This window comes from Nocardia sp. NBC_01327, assembly GCF_035958815.1.
Lineage (GTDB): Bacteria > Actinomycetota > Actinomycetes > Mycobacteriales > Mycobacteriaceae > Nocardia.
The window spans coordinates 4,160,597-4,178,502 of record NZ_CP108383.1; the positions used below are offsets into that span (position 1 = coordinate 4,160,597).

General features: G+C 66.8%; 18 protein-coding genes. 15 read left to right on the forward strand and 3 right to left on the reverse strand.

Annotation, left to right across the window (positions count from 1 at the left end; translation table 11 throughout):
* The first annotated feature begins 48 nt into the window (after positions 1–48).
* On the forward strand, positions 49–294 hold the full coding sequence (locus tag OG326_RS18960) for a hypothetical protein (RefSeq protein ID WP_327145973.1): 246 nt from the start codon (positions 49–51) through the stop codon (positions 292–294).
* A gap of 63 nt (positions 295–357) precedes the next feature.
* Complete coding sequence (ligD, locus tag OG326_RS18965; RefSeq protein ID WP_442790974.1) at positions 358–1,317, forward strand: non-homologous end-joining DNA ligase; 960 nt, start codon at positions 358–360, stop codon at positions 1,315–1,317.
* 1 nt (position 1,318) lies between these two features.
* On the opposite strand, the gene OG326_RS18970 is transcribed toward ligD, so the two are convergent.
* A complete protein-coding gene (locus tag OG326_RS18970) occupies positions 1,319–2,506 on the reverse strand; it encodes a L,D-transpeptidase (protein WP_327145975.1) in 1,188 nt (395 codons plus the stop codon).
* 249 nt (positions 2,507–2,755) lie between these two features.
* Here OG326_RS18970 and OG326_RS18975 point away from each other — a divergent pair, with 249 nt between their 5' ends.
* The 8 genes from OG326_RS18975 (at position 2,756) to OG326_RS19010 (ending at position 11,370) form a co-directional block, all read left to right on the forward strand.
* A complete protein-coding gene (locus OG326_RS18975) occupies positions 2,756–4,987 on the forward strand; it encodes an MMPL family transporter (RefSeq protein ID WP_327145976.1) in 2,232 nt (743 codons plus the stop codon).
* A 261-nt stretch (positions 4,988–5,248) separates the two neighbouring features.
* Positions 5,249–5,917 (forward strand): XRE family transcriptional regulator, encoded by a 669-nt coding sequence (locus OG326_RS18980; RefSeq protein ID WP_327145977.1) that lies wholly within the window; start codon positions 5,249–5,251, stop codon positions 5,915–5,917.
* Positions 5,914–6,351 carry a hypothetical protein gene (locus OG326_RS18985; protein WP_327145978.1) on the forward strand — a complete coding sequence of 146 codons (438 nt, stop codon included), beginning with the start codon at positions 5,914–5,916 and terminating at the stop codon, positions 6,349–6,351. Before OG326_RS18980 ends, OG326_RS18985 begins: the two co-directional genes overlap by 4 nt.
* Positions 6,338–6,814: a hypothetical protein gene (locus OG326_RS18990; RefSeq protein WP_327145979.1), complete on the forward strand. Its 477-nt coding sequence runs from the start codon at positions 6,338–6,340 to the stop codon at positions 6,812–6,814. The genes OG326_RS18985 and OG326_RS18990 overlap by 14 nt, the downstream gene beginning before the upstream one ends.
* A gap of 11 nt (positions 6,815–6,825) precedes the next feature.
* Positions 6,826–7,962: an MAB_1171c family putative transporter gene (locus OG326_RS18995; RefSeq protein ID WP_327145980.1), complete on the forward strand. Its 1,137-nt coding sequence runs from the start codon at positions 6,826–6,828 to the stop codon at positions 7,960–7,962.
* Positions 7,920–9,236, forward strand: coding sequence for a cytochrome P450 (locus OG326_RS19000; protein ID WP_327145981.1), 1,317 nt, complete (start codon positions 7,920–7,922; stop codon positions 9,234–9,236). The genes OG326_RS18995 and OG326_RS19000 overlap by 43 nt, the downstream gene beginning before the upstream one ends.
* Before the next feature lie 224 nt (positions 9,237–9,460).
* Positions 9,461–10,696: a sensor histidine kinase gene (locus OG326_RS19005; RefSeq protein WP_327145982.1), complete on the forward strand. Its 1,236-nt coding sequence runs from the start codon at positions 9,461–9,463 to the stop codon at positions 10,694–10,696.
* Positions 10,693–11,370: a response regulator transcription factor gene (locus tag OG326_RS19010; protein ID WP_327145983.1), complete on the forward strand. Its 678-nt coding sequence runs from the start codon at positions 10,693–10,695 to the stop codon at positions 11,368–11,370. Before OG326_RS19005 ends, OG326_RS19010 begins: the two co-directional genes overlap by 4 nt.
* A 21-nt stretch (positions 11,371–11,391) precedes the next feature.
* Here OG326_RS19010 and OG326_RS19015 read toward each other — a convergent pair whose 3' ends face one another.
* On the reverse strand, positions 11,392–11,643 hold the full coding sequence (locus OG326_RS19015; protein ID WP_327145984.1) for a hypothetical protein: 252 nt from the start codon (positions 11,641–11,643) through the stop codon (positions 11,392–11,394).
* 18 nt (positions 11,644–11,661) lie between these two features.
* Between OG326_RS19015 and OG326_RS19020 the strand changes: the two genes are divergently transcribed.
* The 5 genes from OG326_RS19020 (at position 11,662) to OG326_RS19040 (ending at position 15,071) form a co-directional block, all read left to right on the forward strand.
* Positions 11,662–12,327, forward strand: coding sequence for a hypothetical protein (locus OG326_RS19020; RefSeq protein ID WP_327145985.1), 666 nt, complete (start codon positions 11,662–11,664; stop codon positions 12,325–12,327).
* A gap of 84 nt (positions 12,328–12,411) precedes the next feature.
* On the forward strand, positions 12,412–13,170 hold the full coding sequence (locus OG326_RS19025) for a nuclear transport factor 2 family protein (RefSeq protein WP_327145986.1): 759 nt from the start codon (positions 12,412–12,414) through the stop codon (positions 13,168–13,170).
* A 48-nt stretch (positions 13,171–13,218) separates the two neighbouring features.
* Positions 13,219–13,377, forward strand: a complete 159-nt coding sequence (locus OG326_RS19030) for a hypothetical protein (RefSeq protein ID WP_327145987.1) — start codon at positions 13,219–13,221, stop codon at positions 13,375–13,377.
* Positions 13,378–13,436: 59 nt separating this feature from the next.
* Entirely contained in the window at positions 13,437–14,198 is a 762-nt protein-coding gene (locus OG326_RS19035; RefSeq protein WP_327145988.1) for a trypsin-like serine peptidase, read from the forward strand.
* Between the two features lie 99 nt (positions 14,199–14,297).
* The gene (locus tag OG326_RS19040; protein WP_327145989.1) at positions 14,298–15,071 is read left to right on the forward strand and encodes a TIGR03084 family metal-binding protein; all 774 of its coding nucleotides are present in this window, start codon (positions 14,298–14,300) and stop codon (positions 15,069–15,071) included.
* Between the two features lie 4 nt (positions 15,072–15,075).
* On the opposite strand, the gene OG326_RS19045 is transcribed toward OG326_RS19040, so the two are convergent.
* On the reverse strand, positions 15,076–17,883 hold the full coding sequence (locus OG326_RS19045; protein ID WP_327145990.1) for an ATP-binding protein: 2,808 nt from the start codon (positions 17,881–17,883) through the stop codon (positions 15,076–15,078).
* Positions 17,884–17,906: the final 23 nt, after the last annotated feature.

A 17,906-nucleotide genomic window follows, 5' to 3' on the forward strand; every position in this document is an offset into this window, starting at 1 on the left:
TTCGTGATTGTTGCGGTGTTTGCTCGGAGAGTTCGGGTAGGGGTGTCGGTGGACGATTTTGTGCGGGCTTGGGCGCCGGATAGCGGGGACCCGTATCCCGCTGGTGTCGAGGTGGGGGTGGATCCGGGTGATGATCGCCGGATTCTGACGATCATCAGGTTCGACGGGGATATGGAGGCGTTTCAGCGGGCGATGCCGCGGTTGATTCATCCTGAGTCGCATCGGCGGGTGGATGAGCTGGTGGAGTCGACTGAGCTGGAGAGTGTGTATGAATCGGTTGCCGTGAGCGTGTGACAACCTCGCCGCAGATCGTGTTGCGGCGGGCGTGTGGGCGGAATGCCCGTTATCGTCGGACGGGTGGCCAGTAAATCGGCGTCGCCGGCCGTGGAGTTGGCGGTGGGCGAGCAGACGGTGCGCGTATCCAATCCGGATCGGGTGTATTTCCCCGAGACCGGGGCTACCAAGTTCGATCTGGTGCAGTACTACCTGAGCGTGGGGGACGGGATCGTCAATGCGCTGCGGGATCGGCCGTGCATGATGCACCGGTTTCCCAAGGGTCTGCCCGGCGGCAAGGTGCATCAGAAGCGGGTGCCCGCCGGTGCGCCGGACTGGATTCCCACTGTGCAGCTGTATTTTCCGCGCTACGGGCGCACCGCCGACGAACTGTGTGTCGAAAAGCTCGCCGATGTCGTGTGGGCGGTGCAGATGTCGACGGTGGAGTTCCACCCCTGGAATTCCCGCCGCTTCGACACCGAGATGCCCGACGAATGGCGGATCGACCTGGATCCGATGCCGGACTGCCCATGGTCGCGAGTGCAGCGGGTGGCCGGTGTGGTGCAGGAGGTGCTCGACGAACTCGGTGCGGTCGGCTGGCCGAAAACCTCCGGCGGCAAGGGATTACACGTGTACGTGCGCACCACACCCCGCTTCGGCTTCCAGGAGGTGCGCCGGGCCGCGCTGGCCTTCGCCCGCGAGGTCGAGCGCCGCGCCCCGGACGACGTCACCACCGCCTGGTGGCGCAAGGACCGCGACCCGAGCCAACTATTCGTCGACTACAACCAGAACGCCCGCGACCACACCATCGCGGCCGCGTATTCGGTCCGCGGCGTCCCGGAGGCCACGGTGTCCACCCCGATCCGCTGGGACGAACTCCCCGACCTGCACCCCCGCGATTTCACCATGTCCACGGTCCCCGCGCGCTACGCCGAACTGGGTGACCTGCACGCCGGCATCGACGAAGCCGTCTTCGACCTCGAACCGCTGCTGGAATGGGCCGACCGCGACAAGGTCGACATAGCCGACCTCGACGAGGACTGAATCAGGCCGCGCCGCCGCGCAGCCAATCGGGCCAGGCGATCGTCCAGTCACCGTTCTGCCAGATATCGAGCGGATCGCCACCGGTATTGCGAACCTCGACCACATCACCCGGAATGACGAAGTCGTAGAACCACGCGGCATCGTCGGGGGAGATGTTCAAACAGCCGTGCGAGACATCCGTATTGCCTTGGGCCCACATGCTTCCCGCCAGCTCGTGCACATAGATTCCGTCGTGGGTGAGGCGGACCGCGTGGTAGATCGTCGTCCGGTAGCCCAAGCCGGAATTGACCGGCAGCCCATAGCTCGAGGAGTCCATGGTCACCGGATTCCTGCAGTCCAAAACGGTGTAGACCCCCGGCCGGGTCCAGAACGACAGCACAGTGCCGCCGACCACCGCCGTGCCACCCTTGCCCATCGATGTGGGCATGGTGCGCACCAGATTTCCGTTCTCGAACACCTCGATCTGCTTCGTATTGTCATCGGCGATCGCGACATGCGCGGGACCGATGAGCACCGACACCCGCTGATCGCGCAGTCCGTAACCACCGTCGGCAAGTGCCGCGCCGAACAGCTCGGCCGCAACGGTGATCCTGGTTCCCGGCGCGTAGTACCGCTCCGGCCGCCAGTGCGCATTCTGATCGTCGAGCCAATACCAGGCCCCGGTCACCGCCGGTTCGGCGGTGATCTTCATATGCGCCGCCGCCACCTCCCGGTTGACCGGCTCGTCGAAATGCGCGACAAGGACGAAACCCACTCCGTAAGTGTCGTTTTCGGCAATCTCGACCTTGTTGGCCGACCGCAGCGAGACATCGATGAGCCGATCGGGCAGCACCGTCGAGCAGGTCGTCGTCGCGCTGACCTCTCCGGTTTCGCCCTGCGCCACGGCTTTCGCGGTATAGGTGTGCCCGTAGCCGAGCGGTTCGCTACTGGTCCAGCTGCGGTGATCGGGCGCCGATACGCCCGGCAGCGAACGGCCGGTTTCGTCGATCCACTCGACATTCCGCAGCGTCCCGTCGGCGACCTTGACGGTGCCCGGCTTACGCGCTTCGACATTGTGCGCATCGGCCGCGGGATCGAACCGGATCACCGCGGGCTTGGGCGGCGGCGCGGGTTCTCCGGCGCATCCGGCAAGAGCGAGACCACCCGCTCCGGCAATGCCGATCAGCAGCTCACGACGTCGCAAGGCCACCGCATATCCTCCTTCGCCGGGTGTACGACCGGCCATGGTCAGCATGCGACAGCCGACCCCGGCCGCCACGCCGACAAGCCACACCTCCACCGAACCGACACACTTCTCGATCGAACACCCGCGCAACCGGGGCGCCGCTGCGGCCTGCGGATCGAGTACGAGGTAGCCCGGCGTACTGCATTCGCAGTACGCGCAACGGCCTCCGCACGCACGATGCCGACTACAGAGCCGTAGAACGATCATGGCGACATGGCGAAATTCCTGTACCGGCTCGGTCGGTTCTCGTTCGAGAAGCGGCGGCTCGTCGTCCTGCTCTGGCTGGGGGTCATGGCCGCGCTGGTGGCCGGAGCCGCCAATGCGCCGACGCCCCCGCCGGATACGTTCTCGATTCCGGGGACCGAATCCCAGCAGGCCTTCGATCTGCTCGGCGAACGCTTTCCCGGCACCAAATCCGATGGCGCACAAGCTCGTATCGTCTTCGTAGCGCCCGAAGGCCAGCAGATCAGCTCCGAGCCGAACAAGGCCGCGGTCGAGAAGATCGTGTCGGATGTGTCCGGCGGCGCCCAGGTCAAGGGCGTACTCGATCCGTTCCAGACCGGTGCGGTCAGTAAGAACGGCACGACCGCCTACGCGACCGTGAGCTACGGCGCGACACCCCAGGACCTCACCGACGCCACCAAGAACGCGCTCACCACGGCGATCGACAATGGCAAGACCTCCGGGGTCACCGTCGAGGTCGGTGGCACCGCGCTGATGGCCAAGCCCGAAATGGGCGGCGCCACCGAGGCCATCGGCATCGCCATTGCCGCCATCGTGCTGATGATCACCTTCGGCGCGTTCGCGGCAGCGGGTCTGCCCCTGCTCACCGCGCTCATCGGAATCGGCGTCGGCATCGCCGCCATCGTGGCGATCGGCATGTCCACCACCACAACAACTCTCGCCATGATGCTCGGGCTCGCGGTGGGCATCGACTACGCGCTGTTCATCGTCTCCAGATACCGGACCGAACGAGCCGAGGGCTACAGCGCCGAGGAATCGGCGGGCCGAGCCGTCGGAACCGCCGGATCCGCAGTGGTTTTCGCGGGACTCACCGTGGTCATCGCACTGGGCGGCCTGGCCGTCGTCGGTATTCCGGCGCTCACCAAGATGGGTCTGGCCGCCGCCGGCACCGTCGCGGTCGCCGTCACCATCGCACTGACACTGCTGCCCGCGCTGCTCGGATTCTTCCAGCGCGCGGTCATGCCGAAGGCATTCCGCAAGGCGCTCGCCGCTGATGCGAAGTCTCCGGCCGACGCACAGGCCTTGGCCGCCATGCCGATTGCGGAGAAGAAGCCCAATATGGGCACCCGCTGGGCCACCTTCGTCGTCCGCCGCCCGGTGGCAGTGTTGCTGATCGGCCTGGTCGGCATGGGCGTGCTGGCGCTGCCGGTATCGAGTCTCGAACTCGGTATGCCCGGTGACGAATCGCAGCCGACCTCGACCACCCAGCGCCGCGCCTACGATGCGCTGGCCGAGGGCTTCGGTCCGGGCTTCAACGGCCCGCTCACCGTCGCCGTCGATGTCAAGGGCGTCGGTGATCCGAAGGCCGCGCTGGACGAGGTCACCAAGACCCTGGCGGCGACCAAGGATGTGGTCTCGGTATCGCCCGCGATGTTCAACAAGGCCGGTGATGCCGCCATGCTCACCGTGGTGCCCGCCAGCGGCCCGTCCGCGACCGCGACCAAGGATCTTGTGCACGCGCTGCGCGGCGAAGCCGGCGGTCTGAAGTCGGCGACCGGTGCGACCGTACTGGTCACGGGTGCGACCGCCATGAATATCGATGTCTCGCAGAAGATGTCCGACGCCCTGCTGCCGTATCTCGCGGTGGTGGTCGGCCTGGCAATCCTGTTGCTGATGGTCGTATTCCGCTCGATCGCGGTCCCGATCAAGGCGGCGCTGGGCTTCCTGCTCTCGGTCGGCGCGGCCTTCGGTGTGATCGTCGCGGTCTTCCAGTGGGGCTGGCTGGCGAACATCATCGGCGTCCATCAGACCGGACCCGTGATGAGCATGATGCCGATCTTCCTGATCGGCGTGGTGTTCGGACTCGCGATGGATTACGAGGTCTTCCTCGTCACCCGCATGCGTGAGGCCTACGCACACGGCGAGAGCGCACACGATGCCATCGTCACCGGATTCCGGCACAGCGCCCGGGTGGTGGTGGCCGCGGCGGCCATCATGATCGCGGTTTTCGCCGGATTCATCGGCGGCGGCGAACCGATGATCAAGATGATGGGCCTCGGGCTCGCCTCGGCGGTCTTCTTCGACGCCTTCATCGTCCGCATGACGCTGGTGCCGGCGGTGCTCGCACTGCTCGGCGACAAGGCCTGGTGGCTGCCGCAGTGGCTGGCGAAGATCCTGCCGAATGTGGATGTGGAGGGCGAGAGCCTGAACCATCTGAAGGCGGAGGAGCCGGTCCGAGAGCTCGAATCAGCCAACGCCTGAATGTAATAGCACCGGTAGGCCGTCCCGAGGGGCGGCCTACTTTGCTGTATCCGAGTGCACTCGGGGTGGTGCGCCGATCTCTCCCCTCCGCACAGATCGGTGCACCACCGCGAGCCGTCGCACGACGACCAGCACGGCGCTGTCCCGGCCGTCGGCTTTCACAGCCTAGGTCAGATCCCGCAGCCCAGCAAGCAAAATCAGTAGAGAATGAACCGGATATCACTGTCGTGAAAGACAGGTCATGCAGTAGATTCGGTTTACATGCAACCTGAGTACGCCACGTTCCTCGCGGCCTGTGTGCGGGAGCGGCGGCGGGAGCTCAATTTCAGCCTCGACGATGTGATCGCGGCTGGTGGACCGACCCGGCGCACGCTCGTCCGCGTCGAGGCCGCGAATCTGGGGCCGGCGCCGAAGCCGGTGACCTTCCGGCGCCTCGATTCCGCGCTGTCCTGGGGGAGTGGCAGTGCCGCACGGGCATATTGGCGTGGTGAGAAGCCGCAGGCGGTCGTGCCGGGCCGAAAGCTCGACGCGGGCACGGCCTTCGTGGCGGTCCCGGCGGCGCTGGCGCTGGATCTGTTCGGTGTTCAGATCGAACTGAATCAGGTCCTGGCCGAGGATCCGGCCGATCCGGCCAGGCTGCGTGCCAGTGTCGACCGGCTCAATACCGATCTCGGCCGACTGCTCGGCCTCTACCTCACCGACCTGCTGGAACGGAACTGGCAGGCGGACGGATCGGCGCTGCCGCTGGTCGAGCACGCTTTCCGGGAACTGCTCAGCGCACCGGTTTCCGAGGACGATCCCGACTACGAGGAGAAGCTGTACCGGCGCTGGCTGATCGGCGGCACGGCGGGCATTGCGAGTGAACTGACGGGTAGATTCATGGAAAGGCTGCAGCAGGCGCGTAAGGATTCAGGGGAAAACCAGGCATGAATGTCGTCGCGGATCGAGTCAACCGACTGTGTGGGTTGCTCGGATCACCCGACGATCAGGACGGCCTGAACGATATGATCGCCGCGGCCGCGGCCGCGAACGCGATCCTCGCTCGCACCGTCACCCGCGCCGAGATCGCCGCGGTGCGTAGTGGAGAGGGTGACGCACCACCGGATCTCTTGCGCGCCATCGCAATACACTTCGATATCGACCCCAGATACGTACTGGAGCCCGACCTCGAGGAGATGCGGGTACTCGATCAGAAGCTCTCGATCCTCGAGACTGCGCGCACCCTCGGCATCAAGCTCGGCGCGGTGCATTTCCGGGGCGGCGCCATGGATGTCGAGGCCTTGGACTTGCTGGTCACCACCATTCGAGATGCGCGGTCCGCCGCACACCCGCACCCCGTGGATGCACCGCATGGCGGGCGCTGATCCCCTCGCGACGCTGGTCGCGGAACTCGAGATCCCCAGCCCCTGGAATCTGCAGCGATTTGTCGACCTGCTCGCCGAACAGCGCGGCAAACCCATTGTGCTGACCGGACATCGGGGCCTGCGCGCCGCCGGATTCCCGTGCGGACTGCTGGCGGAGATGGACGATCTGACGCTCATCGTCTACGAGGAGCGGTCCTCCCGCTATATGGTCGAGCACACCGTGCTGCACGAAATCGGCCATCTGCTGCTGGGGCACGAGGGTGAGCGCATCCAGGATTCCCTCGGCGAATACCTCGGTGGATTTGTCGGATCGGCCTCGATCGCGCGAATGGAGACGGTACTCGCGCGGGGCGTTTTCGATACCGCCAAGGAGCTCGAGGCGGAGACCTTCGCGAATCTCATCATGCCCGATATCCGCCGCCGCCCCTTCGCACCGCTGCGCAATATCTTCGTGCGCGGCTGAGGAATTCGCACATGCTGCCTCCGTACTCGTCCATGCCCGAAGTGGTGGCCTGGCCGCTGTGGATCCTCACCGCGAGTGTGACGATTCTTCGATTGCGCTGGTGCAGCGATACTTTCGCGCAGCGGCGCATCAATGGCGCACTGGTCGGATCCACGATCGCGTGGCTGCTGCTCATCGCGACGGCGCAGCAGTGGATTGTCCAGCTGCTCGAATGGCTCACCCCCGCACGGCAGTACCAGCTCGCGAACGCGCTCATGATCGTGGTGACCGCCGAGGCGTACCTGATGATCTCCCATGCGCGGCAGCAGAATCCGCTGTCCGCGCGGATCGTGTACGCCGCGGCCGTCGCTATGGGACTCGGCTACCTGGTGCTGGGCAGCCCCGTGGCGGCCGGCGGCGGGATCGTCCTGCAGTATCCCGGGTGGGAAGCCGCGCCGATGACGGTGCTGTTCGTCGTCTTCCCCTATGCCTGTTCGATATTGCTCGTCGCCGCCTGCGTCCAGGAACTGCGGGCCCGGCCACCGCTCGCCGCGCGAGTGTTCTACCTGCTGTTCATGGCCATCTTCGCCGGTCTGATCTGCAGTCTCAGCTTCGGGCTGAGCACCTCGCTCGTGCTGGCGACCGGGTATGTGAACGCCTTCACCGAATACGCGGCGAACACCGATCGGATGGCGTTCGTCATGGACATCATCGCCTTCACGCCGCTCGCCGCTATTCCCTTGGTGCTGCGGGCTTTCGACGCCGTCCGCGGTGATCCGGTGGCGCGCGCTCTCGACGATCTCACTCCGCTGTGGGAGGAGCTCACCGCCGCATGTCCCGATATCGTCCAGCCGCGTCCGGACAATGCCGGAGCCACCTACCGATTGCATCGCATGGTCATCGAGATCAATGACGCGATCCTGTCGCTGCTGCCGTATGTGCCCGACCACGAGCCCGCCGCGGCCACCGATCTCGCGTCGATCGCCCCGCTGCTGCGGGCCGCGCGGGATGCGAAGCTGGCCGCGGAACCGCCCAATTTCGCCGCCCGGCAGCTCGAGATTCCCGGTGGCGCCGACCTGCAGACCGAAACTCGAGTCCTGTCCGCCCTCGCAAAGGAGTGGTCCAGATGCCGGCCGTCCCCCATCCCCCCTGGCGCATTCCATTCGTAGGCGATGCCCTCTCACTCTCGGCGCAGACGCCCGCGCAGAGCATTACCGGCTATGCCGGACTCGGTGAGGTGTTCGAGGTACGCGTGCTGCGCTATCCGCGCATGCTCATTGTGAATTCGGCCGAACTGGCCGAACCGATCCTCGACGATGCCGCATGGACCAAGGTCAACGGCCCGGCCTTCCGCCGCCTGGCGCCCATGGCGCCGACCGGACTGCTGTTCACCGGCACGGAGGATGCGCTGTGGAAGCTCGCGCATCAGCGTCTGCAACCGGCCTTCAGTCGTACCGCCATGCGCGAGTACCACGCGAGCATGAATCCGCTCATCGCCGCGCACGTTCGCCGCTGGGCCGAGGCGCCGCAGCCGGTGAACATCACCGATCTGACGCAGGACCTGGCCTACGACATCATCACCCAGGCCGGATTCGGCGCCGCGCTCTCACGCGAGCAGCGCAATGATTTCGTGCGGACCATGTTCGCGCTCATTCGGGCCACCAACCGCGGCAAGATCATTCCGTTCCTCGATGCCGTCCTGGGCGTGAATCCCACACCGCCGCACGCCGAGGCCCTGCGCCGGCATGTCGAAATGATCATCGACACCCCCGGCGCGAATGCGCCCATTCTTCGGGCTCTCAGCGATACCGACCCCGAGCAGGGCGCACCGCTGACCCGCGATCAGATCATCGATCAAGCCCTGGTGCTGCTCATCGCCGGTCATGAAACCACCTCGGGCACAGTGGCATTCGCCCTCTATGAACTCGCCCGCAATCCGCAGATCGCCGAGCGTGCGCGCCAGGAGATCGCCGAAACCGGTAAGAGCCCAGCCGAACTCGAATACGAAGACATCGTCGGATTGCGCTACCTGCGGGCGATCATCGACGAGACCCTGCGCCTGCACCCGGTGGCCCCGGCATTCATTCGAAGCGCGCTGTCCGACACCACCATCGGCGAGCACCCGGTCACCCCGCACGACTGGGTGTATCTGAACCTGCTCGCGATCCATCGCGACCCCACCCGCTGGGACGACCCGGACGCCTTCGCTCCGGACCGATTCCTCACCGGACCCACTCCCAAGTCCTACAAACCCTTCGGCACCGGGGCCCGCGCCTGCATCGGCCGCGCGCTGGCACTGCACGAAGCCGTGCTGACCCTGGTGCACGTCCTGCACACCCAGACCCTCACCCCCACCGGATACCGCCTGGACATCGAGGAATTCCCGACCCTCAAGCCCCGTGACTTCACGCTCGCGCTGACCGCCCACCAGTACTCGAACTGAATCCGGCAGCACGCGGCACTCGATCTGCGGAACGCAGTACATAGCGGCCCTATGTACTGCATCCGCAGTACACGTGACGGCCTTCACACGCACGATGCCGACTACATGGCCGTGCCACGACCATGGGGGTATGGCGAGATTCCTGTAGGCCGTCCCGGGTGGGCGGCCTACCGGTCTCTTGCCGGCCTGCCGATTAGGGTTCTCAACGACGAGAGGAACGCATGATGACCGCAGAATGGTCGCAGTGGCCACGACGGCACAGCCGTGCCGTCGATGTGGTCATCGCCATTCTGCTGTGCGGGCTGGCCACCTATGCGAGCCGGTTGGCCGATCACGGCGCCGGGCAGGGCGCGGTGGTGGTCCGCCCCGCGTCGCTGGCGGTCTTCGGATTGTCGGCACTGGCCTCGTTCACCCTGCTGTGGCGGCGCATGTTCCCGCGTGCGGTCCTGGTGATCACCACCGCCTGCGGTGTTGCCATCGGCGCCCTGGGTTTCGAGGTGTCCATCGTGACCGCGGGCGCGGCATTGGTCGCGGCGTATTCGATCGGGCTCTGGACACCGGATCTGCGCACCGCGAAGGTCGCACCGGTGATCGCCGGCGGCGTCCTGCTGATCACCTCGCTCTTTCACCAATTCTGGCCGCTGCTGAATCCCGGGCGCATCACCCTGGTGGCTGCGGTGCTCGTGGCGGGCGCGTTCGCCGAGGCCGGGCGGAGCAGGCGCGACTATCTGGCGGCCCTGCACGCGCGCGCCGAACTGGCCGAGCGGACCCGCGAGGAGGAGGCGCGGCAACGCGTCGGGGAGGAGCGACTCCGGATCGCGCGCGAGCTGCACGATATCGTCGCGCACCATATGGCCCTCGCACACGCCCAAGCCTCCACTGCCGCATATCTGCTGCGCACCAAGCCGGATCAGGCGCAGGAGATGCTCGATCAACTGGCGGGCACCACATCGGCGGCATTGCGGGAACTCAAGGCCACCGTGGGACTGCTGCGCGAGGACGACTCCGACGCTCCGCTGGAACCGACACCGGGCCTGGCGCAATTATCGGAACTGCTCACCTCTTTCGAGCGGACCGGCCTGACCCTGTCACTGTCGATCACCGGGGTCCCGCGCCCGCTGTCACCCGGCGCGGATCTGACGGCGTACCGGATCATCCAGGAGGCGCTCACCAATGTCACCAAGCATGCGGGAACCTCGGCGGCGACGGTGCGGCTGGTCTACTCCCGGCTGCTGCTGACCATCAGCGTGACCAATGCCGGCGGCACGGCCTCCGAACCCGTTCGCGGCGAAGAGGACTCGGACAGCCAGGGTTATGGTCTGATCGGCATGAACGAACGAGCCGTCTCCGTCGGCGGCCACCTGCAGGCCGGGTGCCGGCCGGACGGCGGTTTCGAAGTCACCACCGAACTTCCCCTCGAGCCACCGAAACCCCCTGACGACGAGGACAAAACGCCATGACCATCCGTGTTCTGCTGGCCGACGATCAAGCCCTGCTGGCCGGAACCTTCCGGCTGCTGATCGATTCGGCCGAGGATATGGAGGTGGTCGGCATTGCCGGAAACGGCCGTGAGGCAGTCGAACTCGCGCAGGCGGCCAAGCCGGATGTGGTGGTCATGGATATCCGCATGCCCGGGGTCGACGGTCTCACCGCGACCCAGGAGATCTGCGCCGACCCGGAATTGCGCGAGACCCGCGTCCTGATCCTCACCACCTTCGAACTCGACGAGTATGTGGCACAGGCTCTGCGCGCCGGCGCCAGCGGATTTCTCGGCAAGGACGTCGGCCCCGAGGAACTGCTGCGCTCCATCCGCGTGGTCGCCGCGGGCGACTCGTTGCTCTCGCCCACCGCGACCCGCACCCTGATCGCGCGCTACCTCGCCCGCCCCGAAAGCCGTGTCAGCGCAGCCGAATCCCTCGAGGTCCTCACCGCCCGCGAGCGCGAAGTCGTCGCCATGGTCGCCGAGGGCATGTCCAATGAGGAGATCGCCGAGAAGATGTACGTCAGCCCGCTGACCGTGCGCACGCATGTCCAGCGCGCCATGTCGAAGGTGGGCGTCCAGAACCGCGCCCAACTCGTCGTCATCGCCTTCCAGTCCGGCCTGGTCCGCGTCGAGCCGCCCCGCCAACTCTGATTCACAGAGCGTCGGTCAACTTCACCGAGTGGCGGTGAATCGCTCGAACAACTGTCGCAGGCGTTCGCGGATACCGGAGGCGTTTCGCGTTGGGGGAGGGGCAGTTTCGATCGCTCCTTCGGCCGCGGTCGCCTGCGCGAATCGCACGTGTAGCTGTTCACGGACCTGGTCCGGGGTGTAGGCACGCCGACGACGCTCGGAACGCACGACGACCACTCCGGTCGCGACCACTCCGGCCGCACCCGCCAATCCCACTGCCTTCCACCACCTCATACCGCCTAGGCTACGGGTATGACGGGTACCGGCATCGGATTGGACCGAGCACTCGAGCTCACCAGAACCGGCGACATCTGGTTGTTCCGTGGACATTCGGCCGCCGACCGGGCGATTCGCATGACCACCAACAGTCCGGTCAACCATGTCGGCATGTCCGTCGTGATCGACGATCTGCCCGCATTGATCTGGCACGCGGAACTGGGTCGTTCGCTTCCGGACATGTGGTCCGGAACCGCGCACCGCGGCGTCCAATTGCACAACCTGCGCGATGCGGTCATGGTCTGGTCCCACCGCTACGAACAGCAGGCCTGGTTGCGCCAGCTGAACCGCCCGATCACCCCCGGTATGGAAGAAAGCCTGCTGCGCACCATCGCCCGCCTCGACGGCACCCCCTTCCCCTCCACCACCGCACTGGCCGGCCGCTGGCTCCGCGGCCGCGCCCAACTGCCCCGCCGCAAGTCTCCGCAGCCGACCGCCCGCCAACTGGAAAGCGCCTACTGCGCCGAAATCGTCGCCGCCACCTACCAGGGAATGGGCCTGCTCCCCTCGAACCGCAGCCCCAATTGGTATGACCCGGGCCGATTCTGGAGCGGTGACGGCCTGCACCTGGCCGACGGCTATGACCTGGGCGGTGAAATCTCCGTCGAGATACCGCCCGCCACAGCCGATCCCGCCACCTGAGCTTCGCCGATACGGACGTGTGGCGGCACGCGGTGTACCACCATGACTCATCAGGAAGCATCTGTTTCCGGAGGGAGAGGGTGGATGTTCACCGACGAGCAGTTCCAACTGTCATTGCGGCAACCGCGCCTGGCGCAGCCGATTCCGGCGGTGCTGACCAACCGCGCCGAGCCGGTCGAAGTCCTCGACGAAGCGGCGCTGACCGCCATGACGCAGACGTGGTTCGACGAATACGAGAAGAAGATCGAGTTCTATGCCGGGCACGGCCTCGATATCGCCTGGACTCTCGACTGGGCGAAGAAGTACTGGTGGAGTTGGCAGACCCGGGACATGAGCCATAACCATGAGCTCTACACGGACGACCTGCGCTATAAGGACGTGACAACCCTCGGCGCGACCATGGTCGGCCTCGACGAATTCGTGGCCTACAACTTCGCGTTCTTCGATGCCATCCCCGATTGGCGCTACGACCCCATACCCGGACAGTGCTACATCGACCTGACCCCGGACGGGGAGGTCCGAATGGTGGTGCGCTACTACGGAAGTGGTCATCTCGTCGGTCCGCTGAAGCTGCACCCCTACGGACCCGGCGCCGCCGCGATCCCCGGCAACGGCGCGTTCATCCAATGCACCGCCGTCGACCGCTACCACTTCAACGCCGACCACCTGATGTACGAGGGCGAAACCCTCTACGACCTGCTCGACGGCGTACAGCTCGCCGGAATCGTCCCCGGCCCCTCGACCACAGCCTTCAAATGGCTGATGCGCGGCGCAGGTCTCGCCACCCGGGCCCTCACCCGACTCCACCGTCCCGCCACCCACCCCTCGGCGACCCTCCGATAGTCGGCGTGCCGAGTTCGCCGGAGCCTCATCGCCCGAGGGCGAAAATGCTTGCGCACCTACGATGGCTACAGCGCGACGGAATGGATAGCGGTCAACCGGAAGAAGGGACGGCAGCCGATGAGCCTTCGTCAGTTCGAGATCGAGCTGTTTCACGGTATGTCGGCGAAAGAACCCGGGGCAAAGACGAATATTCAGCAGGTGGCATAGGAAATTCCTATGCAGCCCGGAGCTTCACGATTTGCGTGTGCTGCATTACGGTCCGAGAGATGCGACGGATTGCGGGTCTTGTGTGTGGGGTTCTTCTCGGTTTCGCGGCGCCGCAGTCGGCGTGGGCGGACGAACCGGCTGCGTATCCGGTCGAGACGGTTCCGGCGGCCGGGGCGCTGTTCTACCCCAGCGCACTCGGTGTGGTCCCGCGCCTCGGTGGCCCGCACTTCTGCTCGGCGGGCGTCGTGGACTCGCCCTCGCGCGATCTGCTGGTGACCGCGGCGCACTGTGTTCTCGGGCCGGGCGCGCTCATCGAGTTCGCGCCACTGCTGCACGACGCGGAGCTGCCCGTAGGAGTGTGGACGGTGACGGATATGTACATCGACCCGGCGTGGCAGCAATCGTTCGATCCGCGCCATGACGTCGCGTTCCTTCGCGTCGCGCCGCGCGATGGAAAGAAGATCGAGGATGTGGTGCCGGGGCTACCTCTGGGCGAACCGCGCGTGGGTGAGCCCGTCACCGTCAGTGGATATCCGCTGGGCAGTGGTGGTCGGCCGCTGACCTGCACCGCACCGTTGGAGGCCGTGGCGGACGGCTCCGCGATTCACTGCGGTGGTTTCGGCGAGGGGACCAGTGGCGGGCCCTGGGTCCAGAACGGTCAGGTCGTCGGCGTGATCGGCGGACCTGAACAGGGTGGATGCGCCCCAGATGTGGAGTACAGCACGCCTTTCGGGCCCGACGTCCGAGCGCTGCTGAGCCGCGCTGCGGCAGGCGGCAAAGGCGATGTGCTCCCGATCGGTTTCCTGGCGAACGACTGCTGACAGCGGCGTGACATTTCCGGAGGCGTCCGGCAGGGTGCCACCGGCGGCGATTATGTTGGTGGTGACCATGTTCGACCATCGGGGTGAGGGTGATACCGGATGTTGGATTACGGGCTCGATCTATCCGAGGTGAAGCGCGATATCGCGCTGCCCGACTTGGTGATCGAAGGAGATGAACTCGACGCCCTGGTGGCAGCGCACGCCGATTGGTCCGTACCCACACCGGCGGTGGGGTGGACGATCGCCCACCAGATCGCGCACCTCGCTGCGGCTGACGCGAACGTTCTCATCGCGCTGAAGAACCCGGAAGCGTTCGACATCGTGCTGCAGCAGGCGGAAGCCGCAGGCGGCCGAGCCGCTGATCTCGACGCCGCCGCGGGCGCAGCCCAACCGCGATCGGAACTGCTGCGGCAATGGCGCGAGGTCCGAGCCGACGTGGCTGCGGCGCTCCGGGATATTCCACTGGACCAAGGGTTTCCGTGGTTCGGCTCGCAATTGACCGCAACCCTGATGGTGCCGCTTCGCCTGATGGAGACGTGGGCGCACGGCCAGGACGTTTTCGATGCGCTGGGTGTCTCACGGCCCGCTACGGGCCGGCTCCGGCATGTGGCCGCATTGGGAGTAGCAGGGCGCGAACTGTCGTTTTACGCCGCCCAATTGCCCACGCCGGCAGCGCCTTTCCGTATCGAGCTGAACGGTCCCGTGGGTCAGGCCTGGGTATGGGGCCCGGAGGACGCCGAACAACGCGTACAGGGCAGTGCTCTCGACTTCTGTCTGCGAGTCACCCAGCGCAGGCCTCTTGCCGACACCGACCTCACGGCGGTGGGCGCGGACGCACAGAAGTGGCTCGAGATCGCTCGCGTCTTCCTCTGAAGTGCTATCGGCGCGGAGCCATCGGCGCGAGATCGAGATCGGCCAGTGTGGCCGCGCCGCGCGCGGCATGCTCGCCGCCGGCGAGGATCAGGGTGCGGGCTGACTGGTACGTGCAGCCTGCCACCTCGAATGCCGCTGCTGCGGTGAGCAATTGCTCCTCATCCTTGGTGAACAGGGCTTCGGCGCGGTCCACAATCGCTGTGGCCAGGGGATTTCCGGCCACGATGGTGCGGGCCTCCGCCACACGTGCACCGGCGTCGGGTCTTCCGGCGAGCACGGTGGCTTCGGCGCGCAGCGCCACATACCAGTGCAGCCAGATCCAGGTGAGCGAGCGCCATACCGCACTGGGCTCGGGCGCCATGCGCTCCAGCGCCTCGTCCGCCCGGTCTTCGTGCAGCAGCAGGATCGAGTCGAAGACGGCCTTGTAGCCGTAGGCATGTTCCGGTGGGGTGTCGAGCCGGTTCATGACGGAGGTCCATTCGGACCGGTCGTCATCATCCGCGCGCAGACCGTGGATCATCTCCACCCCGGCCACCGCCGCACCCAGACCCGATCCGGCGGGACTGCCGCTGCGCTGCCACGATTCGAGGAATCGCACACTGCGGGTGCGGACTTCGCCGACATTGCCCGCCAGCGCGTCGACCACCAGCAGCCAGCACGTGGCTCGATGACCCACCTCGGCCAGCAGCGGATGATCCGCGAGCTGCCGCGCCCACCGCCGAGCGCCCCGCAGATCTCCGACGCCGAGACAGGCTTCGGTGGCCTCGCCGAGCGCGTCGATCAGCTCGTGAATGCCTGCCGGAGTGTCCTGGACGGACGAGAGCAGCGCGATCCGCCGCCGTGCCGTGGCCGCCGCGGTGAAAGTGTCACCGCCCCAGCTCTGTGCGCCGGCGAGGGTATCGAGCGCGGCGGATTCGGCGAGCGGGTCGCCGGTGCGGTGCGCGAGTTCGACCGCCCGTTCGGCGCACGCGATCGTCTCCGGCACGACGGCGCCGGGCGAACATTCGGCGGCAGCGAACGCCTCGGTGAGCGCACTCCCGGCCTCGGCCAGCGCGACCGCGGCCAGGGCTGCCGGGTCGTCCCCGGCCAGCGCCCGCGCCTCGTCGATCACCGCGATCGCCTTGTCCTGCGGCAGGATTCGGGCGAACTTGCTGCCGAATCGGTAGGTGAGGGTGATGGCGGCGGCCAGGTCGGCGGCGGCCCCGGCGGTATCCCCGGCGCGAAGGGCGGCGTCCGCGGCGGCGCGGTGGAGGCGGTACATATCGTCGCCCCGCATCTGACATCCGGCCACCGCGGCCGCGTTCCGCAGCAGCGCCGCACCGGCGGCCGGATCATCGGCGAGCGCGGCCGCCTGCTCGTAGCGCATCTGAGATTCGCCGGTCAGGTGCCGGGTGAAGGACAGGTCCGCTAGATACCGGGCAAAGCGATACGCCTCCGGGCGCTGCTCGGGCCGGTCGGCCACCCATGCCATGGCGGCGCGGAAATCGTCTGCCACCGCGTCGAATCCGGCTCGCCAGTCCGAGCGCATGACGGTCAGATCGGCGGCCGCGGCCAGACACCAGCGCAGGTGCCGGGACCGGGCCTCGACGAGTTCGCCTGCCTCGGTGAGCCGTTCGATCCCGTACTGGCGAATGGTCTCGAGCGCCCGGTATTCGGTCCCGTTCGGCGACGCCGTCACCACCAGCAGACTCTGTTCGACGAGCCGGGCCAATCTGTCTGCGACAACACCTTTTTCGGAGTCGGTGACCTCCGCGGCGGCTGCCACCGTGAACGATTTCATGAACACCGACACCTGGCGCAGCAGCACGCGGTCCTCGGACTCCAGCAGCCCGTGGCTCCAATCCAGCGCCGCCCGCACCGAGCGGTGCCGGTCATCGCCGCGCGCGCCGCCCGCGAGCATTCGCAGCTGATCGGACAGACCCTCGGTGAGGCCGTCCAATCCGAGTGTGGTCCAGCGGGCGGCGGCGAGTTCGATGGCCAGCGCCACGCCGTCGAGTCGGCCGCAGAACTCCGAGACCTGGTCGCGCAGAGCATGATTCGGCGGCCAGCCACTGGCGGCCGCGCGGTCCATGAACAGCATGACCGCATCGGATTCGCCCTCGCCGGCCAGGGACATGGGCGGGACCGGATAGACCCGTTCGAACGGCACCATCAGCCGGGCCTGGCTGGTGGCCAGCACGGTCACCCGGGGACAGGCCGCGAGCAGGCGTTCGATGAACAGCGCCACGCCATCTCGCACATGTTCGCAATTGTCCAGCACCAGCAGGGCATGCCGGTCGGCCAGTGCGGCCAGCACCGACTCGTCCATGCCGCGGCCGGGTTGCTCGCCGATGCCGAGGGCATTGGCGACCGTGCCGGCGACCACGCAGATATCCGAGCTGGTGATCGGCACCAGGTCGACGAACCACACCCCGTCGGAGAAATCGCCCGCTGCGTCCGCGGCGATCGACAGTGCGAGCCGGGTCTTGCCCACCCCGCCGGGGCCGACCGCGGTGACCTGCCGGTGCTTGTCGATGAGCTCGGTCAATTCGGCCCGCTCCCGCGTCCGGCCGATGAAGGAGGTCAGCGGCGCCGGCAGGACCGGGGCCGGATGCGGTCGGTCGGCGCCGGTCTGCTCGGCGGCGCGCTGAGCGAGCGCGCGGCGGTCCGGAACCTCCAGCTTGCGCAGCAGCGAGGACACGTGGCTCTCCACCGTGCGTACCGAAATGAACAGTTGCGCACCGATTTCGGCGTTACTGAGATGTTCTCCCAGCAGCGCCAGCACCTCGGCCTCGCGCGCCGAGATCTCCACTGTTGCCGCCACGGTTCTCATCCTGCCCTATCTCGGCCTCCTTC